The 12,387-nt window shown below is 40.6% G+C and carries 20 protein-coding genes; 9 read left to right on the top strand and 11 right to left on the bottom strand.

Annotation, left to right across the window (positions count from 1 at the left end; genetic code table 11):
- Positions 1 to 584 precede the first annotated feature (584 nt).
- From ABD894_RS25190 to ABD894_RS25175, 4 genes are all read right to left on the bottom strand, one after another.
- Positions 585 to 944, bottom strand: coding sequence for a helix-turn-helix transcriptional regulator (locus ABD894_RS25190; RefSeq protein WP_345213864.1), 360 nt, complete (start codon positions 942 to 944; stop codon positions 585 to 587).
- Positions 945 to 1,372: 428 nt separating this feature from the next.
- Positions 1,373 to 1,711 (bottom strand): hypothetical protein, encoded by a 339-nt coding sequence (locus ABD894_RS25185; protein WP_345213863.1) that lies wholly within the window; start codon positions 1,709 to 1,711, stop codon positions 1,373 to 1,375.
- Between the two features lie 529 nt (positions 1,712 to 2,240).
- Positions 2,241 to 2,741: a GNAT family N-acetyltransferase gene (locus ABD894_RS25180; RefSeq protein ID WP_345213862.1), complete on the bottom strand. Its 501-nt coding sequence runs from the start codon at positions 2,739 to 2,741 to the stop codon at positions 2,241 to 2,243.
- A gap of 68 nt (positions 2,742 to 2,809) precedes the next feature.
- The gene (locus ABD894_RS25175) at positions 2,810 to 3,511 is read right to left on the bottom strand and encodes a S24 family peptidase (RefSeq protein ID WP_345213861.1); all 702 of its coding nucleotides are present in this window, start codon (positions 3,509 to 3,511) and stop codon (positions 2,810 to 2,812) included.
- 220 nt (positions 3,512 to 3,731) lie between these two features.
- On the opposite strand from ABD894_RS25175, the gene ABD894_RS25170 reads away from it, so the two are divergent.
- A complete protein-coding gene (locus ABD894_RS25170; protein WP_345213860.1) occupies positions 3,732 to 3,920 on the top strand; it encodes a hypothetical protein in 189 nt (62 codons plus the stop codon).
- A gap of 129 nt (positions 3,921 to 4,049) precedes the next feature.
- A complete protein-coding gene (locus ABD894_RS25165) occupies positions 4,050 to 4,463 on the top strand; it encodes a hypothetical protein (RefSeq protein ID WP_345213859.1) in 414 nt (137 codons plus the stop codon).
- A 7-nt stretch (positions 4,464 to 4,470) separates the two neighbouring features.
- Here ABD894_RS25165 and ABD894_RS25160 read toward each other — a convergent pair whose 3' ends face one another.
- Entirely contained in the window at positions 4,471 to 5,835 is a 1,365-nt protein-coding gene (locus tag ABD894_RS25160) for a sensor histidine kinase (RefSeq protein ID WP_345213858.1), read from the bottom strand.
- A gap of 217 nt (positions 5,836 to 6,052) precedes the next feature.
- A complete protein-coding gene (locus ABD894_RS25155; protein WP_345213857.1) occupies positions 6,053 to 6,625 on the bottom strand; it encodes a hypothetical protein in 573 nt (190 codons plus the stop codon).
- Positions 6,626 to 6,810: 185 nt separating this feature from the next.
- Between ABD894_RS25155 and ABD894_RS25150 the strand changes: the two genes are divergently transcribed.
- The 3 genes from ABD894_RS25150 (at position 6,811) to ABD894_RS25140 (ending at position 8,414) form a co-directional block, all read left to right on the top strand.
- Positions 6,811 to 7,281 (top strand): hypothetical protein, encoded by a 471-nt coding sequence (locus ABD894_RS25150; RefSeq protein WP_345213856.1) that lies wholly within the window; start codon positions 6,811 to 6,813, stop codon positions 7,279 to 7,281.
- A gap of 123 nt (positions 7,282 to 7,404) precedes the next feature.
- On the top strand, positions 7,405 to 7,959 hold the full coding sequence (locus ABD894_RS25145) for a hypothetical protein (RefSeq protein ID WP_345213855.1): 555 nt from the start codon (positions 7,405 to 7,407) through the stop codon (positions 7,957 to 7,959).
- Between the two features lie 68 nt (positions 7,960 to 8,027).
- Positions 8,028 to 8,414, top strand: coding sequence for a hypothetical protein (locus tag ABD894_RS25140; protein WP_345213854.1), 387 nt, complete (start codon positions 8,028 to 8,030; stop codon positions 8,412 to 8,414).
- A 117-nt stretch (positions 8,415 to 8,531) separates the two neighbouring features.
- Here the strand turns inward: ABD894_RS25140 and ABD894_RS25135 are convergent, their stop codons facing one another.
- The 5 genes from ABD894_RS25135 to ABD894_RS25115 all read right to left on the bottom strand — a co-directional run bounded on the left by ABD894_RS25135 (position 8,532) and on the right by ABD894_RS25115 (position 11,312).
- On the bottom strand, positions 8,532 to 8,927 hold the full coding sequence (locus ABD894_RS25135) for a hypothetical protein (protein WP_345213853.1): 396 nt from the start codon (positions 8,925 to 8,927) through the stop codon (positions 8,532 to 8,534).
- Positions 8,928 to 9,052: 125 nt separating this feature from the next.
- A complete protein-coding gene (locus ABD894_RS25130) occupies positions 9,053 to 9,460 on the bottom strand; it encodes a hypothetical protein (protein ID WP_345213852.1) in 408 nt (135 codons plus the stop codon).
- Position 9,461: 1 nt separating this feature from the next.
- A complete protein-coding gene (locus ABD894_RS25125; protein ID WP_345213851.1) occupies positions 9,462 to 9,653 on the bottom strand; it encodes a hypothetical protein in 192 nt (63 codons plus the stop codon).
- A gap of 242 nt (positions 9,654 to 9,895) precedes the next feature.
- Positions 9,896 to 10,459, bottom strand: coding sequence for a DUF4468 domain-containing protein (locus tag ABD894_RS25120; RefSeq protein WP_345213850.1), 564 nt, complete (start codon positions 10,457 to 10,459; stop codon positions 9,896 to 9,898).
- Between the two features lie 22 nt (positions 10,460 to 10,481).
- On the bottom strand, positions 10,482 to 11,312 hold the full coding sequence (locus ABD894_RS25115; protein WP_345213849.1) for a S24 family peptidase: 831 nt from the start codon (positions 11,310 to 11,312) through the stop codon (positions 10,482 to 10,484).
- Positions 11,313 to 11,438: 126 nt separating this feature from the next.
- On the opposite strand from ABD894_RS25115, the gene ABD894_RS25110 reads away from it, so the two are divergent.
- The 4 genes from ABD894_RS25110 to ABD894_RS25095 are packed head-to-tail and all read left to right on the top strand — an operon-like array spanning position 11,439 to position 12,343.
- Complete coding sequence (locus tag ABD894_RS25110; RefSeq protein ID WP_345213848.1) at positions 11,439 to 11,753, top strand: response regulator transcription factor; 315 nt, start codon at positions 11,439 to 11,441, stop codon at positions 11,751 to 11,753.
- Between the two features lie 5 nt (positions 11,754 to 11,758).
- Positions 11,759 to 11,995, top strand: coding sequence for a hypothetical protein (locus ABD894_RS25105; protein ID WP_345213847.1), 237 nt, complete (start codon positions 11,759 to 11,761; stop codon positions 11,993 to 11,995).
- Positions 11,996 to 12,032: 37 nt separating this feature from the next.
- The gene (locus ABD894_RS25100; protein ID WP_345213846.1) at positions 12,033 to 12,155 is read left to right on the top strand and encodes a hypothetical protein; all 123 of its coding nucleotides are present in this window, start codon (positions 12,033 to 12,035) and stop codon (positions 12,153 to 12,155) included.
- On the top strand, positions 12,146 to 12,343 hold the full coding sequence (locus ABD894_RS25095; protein ID WP_345213845.1) for a hypothetical protein: 198 nt from the start codon (positions 12,146 to 12,148) through the stop codon (positions 12,341 to 12,343). Before ABD894_RS25100 ends, ABD894_RS25095 begins: the two co-directional genes overlap by 10 nt.
- The last annotated feature ends 44 nt before the right edge of the window (positions 12,344 to 12,387 follow it).

The following is a 12,387-nucleotide window of genomic DNA, read 5'->3' as shown; positions in this document are numbered from 1 at the left end:
ATATTGATTAGGTACAAAATGCCTGATCGGGAGGGCGGTAACAATACAACAAGACCGGGGCAGGCCGCCTTTTGCTCATAATTTCAAATTATCTTTCCGGCACAAAAACCATTTCTGTAATAGCATTAACTATGTTATCAGTATTGATCTTTGCAATAAGATGATAATGGTAATAGTACTGCTTCTTCGTCAGCGAACAGCTTCGGGCGAAAACGGGCAGAACTTTGGTGGCCAGGAGCGTAAAGGCGGGCATAGCGAACTTGTTGCATGTGGGCTGGGAAATGAGCGTCGGGGCAAAAGTTCCAGCCCTAAGGTCTGCACGTTTTGCAGGGTATGGCTTTGTGCGGCAAAGAAGCCTTTTGCTGGACAAGGGTTTATTCGCTGTTTGTTTGTTTTTTATAGGTGCTCATGAGATCGCTTCGCTTAGTATGTTACTTTTGCCCTCAAAAGTAATGGGGCACTGCGCCCAAGAGCAGACTGACGTTAATCACAGCACAAGCCCAGCCTAAGTAGAGATTGCTTCGTTCCTCGCAGCAATGACGCGTTTTTTATAAACTTCTGGAAAAACAGAAGCTCATTTAACCCTATCCCGCTTTTTGTTCTTCCAGCCTGCCATTCTTTATTTCGCCCAGTTCTATTTCGTAGGCACGCATGCGGGCGTGTAAAATATCGATCTCGGTACGCAGCATTTGTATTTCGGTGATGAGTTTGGCGCCTTCAGGCTTGTTGATATTCTTTTCACCCGTGCCCAGTATCAGCCACTCGGGTGAGTATTTAAGCTGAAAGCAGAGTTTACGAATGAGATAATAACTCATTTCCTGCTTGCGGTTGATCACTTTGCTGATGAAACCCTGGTCGACGCCAATGGCAGCGGCAAGGCCAACCTGCCCGCCATTTTCCTTTACAATTACTTTCAGTCTTTTTACAATTGCATCATCAGACATGGGTGCAAGTATAATAAATAGTTGGGATTAGTAAACATTTTACCAAAATAAGGCGAATAAAAAAGCCCGCGGGTGGCGGATCCGCAGGCGCATGGTCAGTTAATTAGAAAAATCTTCAATAGCATACATTATGTATGGCTTTATATTTATAGGCCTACCGCTACTTTGGCCATTAAATAAGCTTTTTTCGAGAGTGATGGCGTATACTAAATCTATACGGACAAATCTCCATATATAAACTTACTAATTTTACTCAATAATTAATAATGATACTTAGGTTAAAGCAAATTGTACATAGTTGTACGAGAGTTTTAACCGGCAGGTTTCAGCTTTTTAATAATAATTGCCCGCCTACGAGGAAATTTGAAAGCATAAAAAAGCAGCAAGGTACACACTGCACATTGCTGCTAATTAACTGATCACTTTTATCAATAATTCATCACCTGATCGGGCTGCGTGCCTATCAGCTTATCAAGCAACGCGTTATAGCTATTTAATGAAATTTCGCCCGACTCATAACGCTGAGTTATTAGCCTGAGCTGTTGTTGAATGTAGCGGGCCTCACTTTCATCTTTGCTACTTTTGCTTTTACTGTATTTTTCTATTGCCACTATTAAGGCATGTATTTTACATTCGGCATTAATAAGCAGGGGTATTGTATCGCTGTTAAAAAAACTGGTGCGCTTTGCTTGCTGGCGCTTGTTTACTTCAAGCACAATTACTGCACTCACCAATGCAATAACTACAGCAAAAAATACTGTATCCATACCGGTTATTTTAGTTATTTAGGTTTATTCAAAACTGTTGGGATGTAGTTTTGACATTTTATAACATATACGAATTTAGCTATGGAGTGTTTCAAATAGCGCACACATGTTGATAAATACACCCTATTGTTAATAACTACACGCAACTACCTACTGAATATCAGTAAGATACCTACACAAAACAACTTTTTGGGCGAATTAAGATGCTATATAGCAAATGAGCAACACAGCGCAGAAACCGGCTATATGGATAAGCACAGTGGAGAAATAAGGATTCGAACGTAAAAGATAGCGCACCAACGAAATGATAATTGCCAGGAAAGATATTACCACGGCCAGCAAAATGCCCAATAGATCGAAATTTGGAGTACATGGCCCGCTTTTAAAATATCCCGAAAATGTAGTAAAAAGAAGCAATGGAATACCCACCGCATAAAGCAGTAAACTTAAAGCAACAGGCCTCGGTAACGCGCTCATTTTTATATTAAGATGCCGCCACTCTCCTATTTGTTACAATATACGGCGAGGATTACAATTGTTTTTGATAGCAATAAAACAGCAGGCCTGGTTTATGCGGAAGGGTGATTTTGCCGGCAAGTGTGTAACCCAATTTAGGGAACAGCTTGTTGGTCGCCTCATTTTCAGTATTGGTATCAACGAGAGCCAGTTTAATCCCTTTGTCTGCCGCTACTACCTCCGCTTGCTGCAATAGTGCTGCGGCAATGCCTAATCCGCGAAAGCGGGTGTTTACGGCAAGCCGGTGTGTGGTTACCGCCGGGATATTGATGTCAATACCGGCAGCGCCATAATCAGGTTCGGGGCTGTTGGTTATAGCAGTTACTCCGCCTATCTGCCCGTCAACATCAGCAACCCATAATTGACCGAGCTGAATATCGTTTTCAAAAACGGCTGCATTAGGGTAAGTATTATCCCATTGCAGGTTACCTGCCGCCCGCATAGCCGGAACAACTTCGGCTACCAGCTGCATGATGGGTTGTATATCGTTTAAGGTTGCCTGGCGTATTAACATCGGGCAAATATGATAAAAACAGTCGCTTTTATCATCGGCCTACGGTCAAAAAACATCAAGCCGATGGCTTAATGATTGTGCTTTTTATGAATATCCTTCACCAGGCACAGTTTCTTTATTTCTTCAATTTTTATGGGGAAGGGCGCATACTTTAAGCGTGTGCCGCTCATTTCGGTATTATTATCCGAGTGCGCAATCACCTCATCCGGACTATCGCCCGCAAGCAAACGCTTGTACATACGATAATCGCCCCATTCTATATAGTACACTTCGCCGGGTAATATCTTTCTATCGTGTATTATTTTAAGGGCCACCCAACAACCGTTCTCCAGGTAAGGATACATGCTGTGGCCCCAAACCGGTAAGGCGAAGTCGCAATCCTCAATCCCCGGAAAATTCATGTGCCCTACGGGCTGCGCGTCGTTAATATCGTTATATACCTCCACGCCAGATGCCGTGGCTATTACCTCATACATAGGAATGCCTTCTTTCAGTTTTCTATCTGGCTTTACCTCTTCAACAGGTGTACTTTTCTTTACACCTATATAATCAGCGTAAATTTCTTTAAATATCTTTAATTTTTCAGGATCAATATTTTGCCTGCTCTTTACAATTTCTGTAATTGTGCTGGCACTGTTATACCCAAGCGCTTCGGCAAGCTGGGCGTTGCCACTAAAGGCACGCCCCTTAAGCTGAGTATATAAGATGATAAATTCTAAAGTTTCGGGCCTTACAGTTTTTATCTTATTGGGTTTCAGCGACTCATCCATAATTCAATAAATTAATTAAAATATTTCTTGATTTAAATACAGACATTTCTTTATATTTGTATTGTTAAACGATGCTAAAGTAATACATTTATTAATATAAGCCAAATGAAAAATACAGAAATTAAAGAAAACAAGATAAATTCGCCATAGCAACCTAAACCTTATTACAACAAAGCCTAAACCTTATCATAATTTACATAGCCGATCAAATACCATAACCATGCACATAGCTTATTCCGCCCTCAGAAATTCAAAGGCAAAAACTTCAAAACCAAAAGAATGCCCCTTTATGGAGGAAAAAATGAAAGGCTATACCGCGGCTTGCAACAGGCTTAGCAATGAGATAGCCGCCATTCAGCAGCGTATACCCGGCTGGATGCCGCCTGCTCCACACTCCGGAGCTTTATAAGTTAATTATTCAATAACAATCACATCTAAACTCCTGCATCTGTAGCAGGCGGCCTTTGGCTGCCCTGTTCTCTGCCGATCTGCTTTTAATAATTCCTCCCTTAAGGGGGTTTGGGGGGATAGCTACATCATGATCAAAATATCACAAAAACTAAAAACCCAGCTTTGGTGGCTCGTTATAGGGGTTGATTACAATTACAGCCGCATTGCCGTTGCCGACCACGAACTTACCGATGATACGCTCGCCTTATGGCTGGAAGACAAACACGATTTTAAAAACTCACTTGACGAATGCCTGCGGCTCGACCTACCTGTACGCCATTTTGCCAAAATAATTAAACAGGAGGGCTTCAACAGCTACGAGGGGACCAGGGTGCATCATAAAAAGAAATATGCTTACAAAGCAAGAATTGAAATTAACGAAGCGTTAGCATGGTACCGCAACGACGCTACCAATACCGAACAGCAATGGGCCCGCGACGCGATGTTAAAAGGTGTATTAACCCAACTGGTTGAAACTGAAGCCAGCACGGTGGCATGGTAGTACTTAATTAGGCCAAACTCAGGTGAGTGGCATTCTCAATTTTTTGAGCGGGCATCGCTACATAAAATACTGTGCCTTCGCCGGGAGTACTTTCAAACCAAAGCTTACCGCCTTGCAGCTCGGTAAACTCTTTACATAGCAGCAGACCAAGGCCAACGCCTTTTTCGTTAGCGGTGCCAAAGGTTGATTTCGCTTTAAGCGAGAAAAGTTCTTCCTGTTGTTCAAGCGGGATACCTCCGCCGTTATCACGGATGATGAGCCAGCATTCGGCACCTATGAGTTTGGCCTTGATATTTACGTTACCGCCCGAGCGGGTAAATTTTATAGCGTTGCTAACCAGATTGCGAATCACCAGTTGCAGCATATCGGCATCGGCTATAATGCTGATATCCCAGTCGATATCGTGCTCCACAATAATGTTCTTTTTTTGGCCGATGGTTTTTTCCAGTTCAAGGGTATTGAAAAGGGCATCGCGCAAATTTACCGGAGCCAGTTGCACGTCTACCCCATCCATCTGGCTTTTTGACCATGCTAAAAGCTTGCCCAGCATATCGGTAGTATTGCGCGTTATCTTTAACAGTTCTTTTTTAACCATTATGCGCTCCTGCTCGTCAATATCGTGCTCGGTTATCAGTTCAAGATAGCTTTGTATGCTGCTTAAGGGCGAGCGCAGATCGTGCGCTATGATACCGATCAGTTTACTCTTTTCCGTATTCAGCCTTTCCAGCTCATCTTTTTGGGCGATGATATGGCGGCTTTGTTCTTCAATAGCCAGTGCCCGTTCTTCTGCCCGCCGTTTTTCAAAATCGTAGTTTTTACGAATGTATACTACTGTATAATACATCAGCACCACGGTAACTATATAAGCCGATGTAAGATCGAAGAACCGGCTTTCGCGGTCGGTATAGGTATAAGGCACCAATTCAGGGTAGTAATACTCAATAAAGTGCAGCGTAAGCACCATAACCAGGCTAACTATGAGCCATATTTTATAATGCTTTTTGGGCGCGGTGCAAATAATGAGTAACAACGATAACGCCATCAGCAGATCTGTAGGCCCGTAAGTACCCGAGTTGATAAAGTAGTTAACCGCGAAAAGCACGTTGCCAAACACGGCGTACCATGTAGTACTTGGGGCTACCTTCCGTTTTACCCGCGAAAGGTAAAACAGGTACGAAAAAATAAGCAGCACAACAAAGCTAACCAGCGCTATCAGCGGCAGCCCTATAAAATAATTGAAAGGCACATTGTAGGCCAAAGCCACAATGCTGATAAAACAAAGCGAATGAAAAATCCGGAACTCCAGCGCGAATTCGGCTGTTGAGCCGGTAACTCTTTCCCATTGCCCTTTTATGTTACCGAAAAAACTCAAATTGTACTAATATGTATTGGGGTCATCTATCTTATTAGGAAATAAGATTTCACAATTTTACAAAGAAATATTTGTAATTATAAGCTTGATGAACTGTTTTTTAGCTATAAAACAGCAGATGCGTGTTTAAACAACTATTAAATTACATAAATCATATAAATAACGCTATACAACCGCTGGTTGTTGAGTGGAATTATACAAAAAATTGATAAATTGATTATTTCAGCTTCAGATCAAAGCTGCCGGTAACCTTGTAAAGCGGTGATCCTTTTATGGTATCCTTTGATAAAAACGTAGTGAAGCTACCTTTAGCCAGTACATTTTTATCATTAAACTGTTTAAGTTTCAGCTTACCCATATCCTCGTCGTGAGCAATTTGATTGAGTGTGTACTGAATATTTTCGCCAAGGCCTGCCTTAAACAAAAGCTGGCTGCCTTCTACCTTGGTAGTACTTTTATTTTCGGCAACGCCTAACGAGCTTATGCCGAAACTAATGGTGTGTGCCTTATTAATGGCCGATATACCAAAATACTGGTTACCGGCGGTATCAACCTTTACAAAGGCAACGCTATCGGTAGCGGCGTCAAATGTGTAAGTGCTGTCTTCAATGCTGATTTTAAGGGTACCTTTTGAGGCCAGGAAGTTTCCGACTGACGCGTCGCTTACTTCGGTAGTTGATTTTTTGGCAGTTTCTTCACTTATTTCGTCATCCTTCCGGCACGATGTAATTACCATCGCCCAAAGCAATAAAAACATGGTGAAATATTTAGTTAACTGCGTTCCTCTCATTACTTAGGTGTAGATGCTATAAAAGTAGTGAAATAGATTTTAAAAAAGCAAGCATCGGATAACTAATAGTGTAAAATTAACACAATTTAACAAGTAAATTACATCAGCATTTGCACGCGGCAGCTAAATCATTTTCATTTCGAAAAAACTAATACATCATACCAACAATCAATCACCCCAATTATATGAATAAACCAACAAGTGCCATAGCGCTGCAAAGGCGTATAGAAGCCTATTTTAAATATATTGAAGGCGAATATCACCTGGAAAACCTCCCGGCTAAAAGCAGTAAAACTACAGCCGAGTTTTCGGCACAAAAAGTATGGAACCGCGAAAGCGAACCGGCTACCCTATGCGGACTGATATTACACCTTGGTTTTAACAGTCGCCGCGAGTTTGAAGAACAGGAAGCTAATGGTCCGCATGCCGCTGCGCTGCAACGAGCCCGTTTGCGAATTGAGGCCGAGTACGAGAAGAAACTCCACTATCAATCGGCCACCGGCGCCATTTTCGCATTGAAGAGTATAGGCTGGAATGACAGATCGGGCGAAGCCTCGTTACTGATAGACGCTATTAAAAATATTGAAGTGAACATTATCACCAGCGGGCCGCCACCGGCCACCAACGAGCGTGATATAGCTATTGAGCTTTTATAAATGCTAAAAATATTTGCAAAGCTAAAATATATTGCCTATCTTTACATTAACATTATGCCAATCGGCATTTATAACATTTCGCTTTTAGTTCCCCATATTTATACTGCTCCATTTTTTACCAGCATGCAAACCTCTGCCTTATTTGCCCATAATTATAATACATCATCGCATGTGGTTGTTAACCAGGGCGGCACCAGCTCAGGTAAAACTTACAGTATTTTACAGGTGCTATTTTGCTTTGCCTGCCGGGATGACAAACAGGTGATAACCGTTGTAGGTCAGGATATACCTAACTTAAAGGCAGGCGCTTTGCGCGATGCCGCTGATATTTATCATAGCAGCAAAGCCATTATCAGCGCGGTAAAAAACTTTAATAAAACCGACCGGCTTTTTGAGTTTTATAATGGCAGCGTAATTGAGTTTAAAAGTTATGATAACGGACAGGATGCAAAATCGGGCAAGCGCGACTACCTATTTGTTAATGAGGCCAATGGCATTGATTGGACGGTGTATACCGAGCTTGCCCTCCGCACCAAAAAACGGATACGAGAAATGCAGGTTAAGCAAGACGCACAAACCCGTATCAGCGAAATAAGATTAAAGGTACTTGAAGGACAGGTGGCCATATTACAACAAGAAGTAGAAAAGTTAAAAACCAATACACATCTAATAAAATGACTTTAAACAAAATATTATCCGGAATATGGGCAGCCATAAAAAAGTTGTTTCAGAAAATCCCTTCCGATTTGAAAACAGCTATCCATATTGGCGTAGTGATCACCGAAAACATTAAAAACTTTGTTGAATCACCTGCCGCGGATATGATTACCTTGCTGATCCCTGGTGATATCGACGACGCTTTAAAAGCTTGGCTGCGTAAACGACTTCCGGCTATATTGGCACAATTAAAATTGACTGAAATTCATGAGGGTGATGATCAAATATTAAAAAACGCAATTGAAAATATCCAAATACTTAACGGGGATGCAAAGAATGCTTTTTTACACAACATTGCCGTTCTCATTGGTCAGGCTGCATCATATGGTAAATTGAGCTGGACTGATGGGGTTTATTTTACGGAGTGGTATTACAACAAAGTTTATAAAGAAACCCTCAATAAGAATACTAATTAATGTCTTGAGCAAGACATTATTACTGAAAATTTTGAGTGCCCGGAACGAGATTCGAATTAGTCGGCTCTGATTTTTTGAAGCTAACCGCGTTTAGTTTTACTATTTTTTTTGGCATTTTTACCCCGCTTTTTGCCCCGCGATTTTTAGCAGTTCTTCTATCTTCTCATCATAATATTTCAGCTTGATATCCATCACTTCCATGCGCTTACGAAGGATCTGATTTTCCGTTTCCAGCATGTATAAATCAATCAGAATTTTACCGCTTTTTTCTACTTTATTCCTTCTCGCTCCCTGGCCGGTGATCATCCATGTAGGATTATATCCAAGCTTATAGCAAATGGTTTTTACAACTTCGAACGGAATAGGCTGTTCACCGGATAGCATGCGGGAAACCGAAGCAAGTGAACTATTAAGTACCTGGGCAAAGGCACGCATCCCTCCCTCAAAGTCCTCAAAGACGACGTTTAATCGTTTCGCGTCTTCGGTCATTACTACTTTCTTTTTAGTCTCCATTAGTTCTTGCTAATTGTTTTAGTTTATTATAAATTTGAATATGCCGAGAGTAATGCGAGAAGTGGAGTTTATCACGGATACTTATATTCAAACTTACAAGATCCGGGATTTTGCTCATCAAAAGTTTAAGTTAATAACGAGGTTATTATTTGTGCTAATAGGGATAGTGCTGATACAATCAGTGCTATTATTGATAATCTTCTTGAGGCCTTAGCTTCTTTCATTGCGCTAATAATCCCTTGCTGCTCCAGCTGTTTATGCTGAATCTCTTTTACAGACTCTTCATAGCTATTGACAAATCCCCCCTCGTGCTTAAACCTTACGCCTGGGGCTAAAAGATTAACACCAAAAATACCACCGCCAGCAGCCTCATGTAACTTTACAAAACCGAGAGATTTAAAATACTGATAAGCTTTCTGCATGATTATTGATTCTTCACTATCATCATCCTCATAACCGACATCATTGAAACTGCCATCATCCGATAGTTCCTCCAAGATGCTATCATAATATTCAGCTTTTTCTCTGGTCATATTAGTTTTTTTGGTGCCCTTTCAGGTCCTCTCCTTTTATTGATTTACCCTCGGTATCTTTCACCAATTGTTTTGTCAAATCTTGCTCTGTTATATCGAAATCATAGGCCAGAGTGAAGCTGCATGAACCGGTTTCTGCAAAGGCCTCATCTTCGAGGCGCTCTCTTTCTTCATCGGATAGTTCGTCTTTCATATAATTAGTTTTATAGTTACCGCAATTATTACAATTAGAATGAGTATGGTAGTGCAACCGGATCGTTTATTATTTGAAGGTAAACTCGTCTTTTTATAACTTCGATAAGTAGCTTTGCCGGCCTTAGCTCCTATTTTAACAGCGCTATTTAAAAGTTTTAAGCCTTTTTTGGATTTCTTAGCCCAAGGATCCTTAATGTATCTTGCCATAGTTTAACGCATTAGAAATTTGACCAATTTTTTTTAAAAGTCATCGACTGTTTCAATAGAGTTTTTCAAGCTTAATAACATCCCTTTTAGCCTATCGCTGTCTTTATTAAAGCCTTTGTTTCCCTGATACCTATATGCATCTGTCCGCTTTATAAATCTGGTAATTTTATCCTCAATAGTTTCAGATTTAGAATTCCCATCTATTGTCATTATCTCACTAATATCGCTGAGTTTGGCACGAAACTTCATAGCCTTAATATCAATCATTAGAGTAAAAGCGTATTTCATATCCAACGTAGTTTCGGGGTCCTGAACTTTACCCTTCAAAATAATCCGGCCGCTTGTTTTGTCATCCAATTGCACAACTGATTTATAATCCCCGAAAGTCTTAGCTATCCAAGTCTGTGCATTTTTATACATTGATTCTTTTGATAATTTATTAGTGCTGGTAATCGTGTATTCAACTTTTCCAGTGGTTGAGTCATAGGGAAAATCATTTAGCGCGGTAGTGTCATTTTGCGCATAACTTATGTTACATACTAAACCGAAACAGAAAACAAAAATCAGAAACTTAAGGGTATTGATATTTAAATACATGTGATAATATTAGCTTTTTAGATTAATTCTGATTCTGTTTTAATGCGCCTTTAACAATATAAAGGGCTTTTATATCTTCTTTAAATATTGGGAATGTTTCATATCTAAAGCCTCCGTCCGGACGTTTTTCTTCGTTATCTGACATTGCAAGAAAATGATCATCTTCAAACCCTAACTTACCATATTGTAATCTTTTGGTAACCTTCAGATAGGTTGTTTCAATGTAATACACTTCTCCAGGTGAAACCTGCCGCAAATCACCTACCCTTTTCATAAATGCATAAGATCCGCTTTCATAAGTGGGGTACATGCTATGCCCGAAAATCATTTTGCCGAAATCGCAATCAGCGAACTGAGGAATTGAAACAAAAAACGCAGGTTCCTGATCTGATGCCTCATCGTTATATAGCTCAACTGCACTTGCAGCAGCCTTATCACTATACATGGGTATACCTTTTGGTTCGCTATAAAGGTTTCTCACAATACCTTCAGGCTTAATTACTGAATGTCCTTCGACCACGATACCCAATTTATAATAAGCCTCCTCTAACACATTTTCTGTGACCTTGGCTTTCTTAAAAATCTTTAATAGTTCTTCCGGGTTTAATCCCAATTCTTTAGCCGCTTCGCTTATATCTGGATATTTTTCAATTATCGCCGTCTTAAACTGCTTACCAGTGACGTTATTTATTGAACTACTTCCATCAAAATATGCCACGAGGATATTATAATCTTCAATTTTTGGATTCCCCTTGCCTTTTATCCACTTGTACATTCTATCATAGGGAATACCTGTAGCCGCTTCAACAGTTTTCAAGTCGCTATTAATCAGCTTTTTAATTATTTCTTCCAATGTAATTTGAAAAAGTTCAATAAATAATTTGGAATAATGGAATTAGTTCCATTATCTTTGTTTAACTAAACAAAAGCAAATTTAAAAGTAAAGCAAAACCCACACAATACCTAAAAAGAACCGAAAATGTTAACACAAAGAATACCATTATCATCCTTAAGTAGTAGTGACGGCTATTTAACCGTTTCGATCAACTTGAACTATTGCGCTGAAGACAGTGCTAAACCAGCTTTGCAGATTATTCCAATCGACGAGCTTACCAATGCCGAACGACGGGTAATAAAACTGATCAGCTTGCCCGCTAAAAACATCGCTCATCACCTTAATATCTCCGTGCATACTGTAAAAAAGCACATCGCTAACATGCTGGACAAAACCGGGTGTGTGAGCAGCCGCGAGCTGGCACTTTGGGCCGAGCGCAAAAACATACTTACTAATTAAAAACTATGGATAACTCAACAAATGCAGTTGTAATGCCGGTTCGTAAGACCTGGCGCGACCTTATAGACGAAGTGAAAATCAATGGATCATTCCTTTTTCCTAAGGACAAGTTCAACAGCGTTAGCAACATTGTAAGCACAAAGTTTCATGCAACTACAGTAAAACGCTTCTCGGTGACTTACAAGGATGCGCCGTTAGGGCAGGCCAAATTAACCCGATTATCAGATGCGACTGAAGAATAAGGTTCCTTTTAAATGCCTTTCAAGGCACGAAAAACGAATGAAGAAAGAAGCATTTAAGGAACAACTGGAGGAAGCCGATTTTGAGAGCGTACTCACCTTCTTTTTATTAATAACAGGTAAAGCGCCCAGGATGGGCCTATTTATAAACCAATGCATATAGTTCATTCAAACATAAACCCGCAAAAACCGGAGCCAGTGAAGGTTGAGAAACCGAAGCCGCTCACCAGGCAGCAACAGTTTGCCCGCGAAATGGCGTATGCCGGGTTTAAGAGAGCGTGTAAGAAGTATGCAAAGGAGATAGCTGAAGTGCAGGAGTACTTCCCAGGCTGGATGCCTCAATTTGAATAAAAACAGAAAAGCCCCGGCGGCAACCGAGGCAAATCAAAAATCAA

This window comes from Mucilaginibacter gynuensis (genome assembly GCF_039541195.1).
GTDB classification, from domain to species: domain Bacteria; phylum Bacteroidota; class Bacteroidia; order Sphingobacteriales; family Sphingobacteriaceae; genus Mucilaginibacter; species Mucilaginibacter gynuensis.
Note: the sequence above shows the minus strand (reverse complement) of the source record. Positions and strands in the feature narration are given on the sequence as shown.

Coding starts and splice junctions, on each gene's coding strand:
- ABD894_RS25190 (WP_345213864.1), bottom strand. CDS start 944: ATGTCTGATGATGCAATTGTAAAAAGACTGAAAGTAATTGTAAAGGAA.
- ABD894_RS25185 (WP_345213863.1), bottom strand. CDS start 1,711: ATGGATACAGTATTTTTTGCTGTAGTTATTGCATTGGTGAGTGCAGTA.
- ABD894_RS25180 (WP_345213862.1), bottom strand. CDS start 2,741: ATGTTAATACGCCAGGCAACCTTAAACGATATACAACCCATCATGCAG.
- ABD894_RS25175 (WP_345213861.1), bottom strand. CDS start 3,511: ATGGATGAGTCGCTGAAACCCAATAAGATAAAAACTGTAAGGCCCGAA.
- ABD894_RS25170 (WP_345213860.1), top strand. CDS start 3,732: ATGCACATAGCTTATTCCGCCCTCAGAAATTCAAAGGCAAAAACTTCA.
- ABD894_RS25165 (WP_345213859.1), top strand. CDS start 4,050: ATGATCAAAATATCACAAAAACTAAAAACCCAGCTTTGGTGGCTCGTT.
- ABD894_RS25155 (WP_345213857.1), bottom strand. CDS start 6,625: ATGAGAGGAACGCAGTTAACTAAATATTTCACCATGTTTTTATTGCTT.
- ABD894_RS25150 (WP_345213856.1), top strand. CDS start 6,811: ATGAATAAACCAACAAGTGCCATAGCGCTGCAAAGGCGTATAGAAGCC.
- ABD894_RS25145 (WP_345213855.1), top strand. CDS start 7,405: ATGCAAACCTCTGCCTTATTTGCCCATAATTATAATACATCATCGCAT.
- ABD894_RS25135 (WP_345213853.1), bottom strand. CDS start 8,927: ATGGAGACTAAAAAGAAAGTAGTAATGACCGAAGACGCGAAACGATTA.
- ABD894_RS25130 (WP_345213852.1), bottom strand. CDS start 9,460: ATGACCAGAGAAAAAGCTGAATATTATGATAGCATCTTGGAGGAACTA.
- ABD894_RS25125 (WP_345213851.1), bottom strand. CDS start 9,653: ATGAAAGACGAACTATCCGATGAAGAAAGAGAGCGCCTCGAAGATGAG.
- ABD894_RS25120 (WP_345213850.1), bottom strand. CDS start 10,459: ATGTATTTAAATATCAATACCCTTAAGTTTCTGATTTTTGTTTTCTGT.
- ABD894_RS25110 (WP_345213848.1), top strand. CDS start 11,439: ATGTTAACACAAAGAATACCATTATCATCCTTAAGTAGTAGTGACGGC.
- ABD894_RS25105 (WP_345213847.1), top strand. CDS start 11,759: ATGGATAACTCAACAAATGCAGTTGTAATGCCGGTTCGTAAGACCTGG.
- ABD894_RS25100 (WP_345213846.1), top strand. CDS start 12,033: ATGAAGAAAGAAGCATTTAAGGAACAACTGGAGGAAGCCGATTTTGAG.
- ABD894_RS25095 (WP_345213845.1), top strand. CDS start 12,146: ATGCATATAGTTCATTCAAACATAAACCCGCAAAAACCGGAGCCAGTG.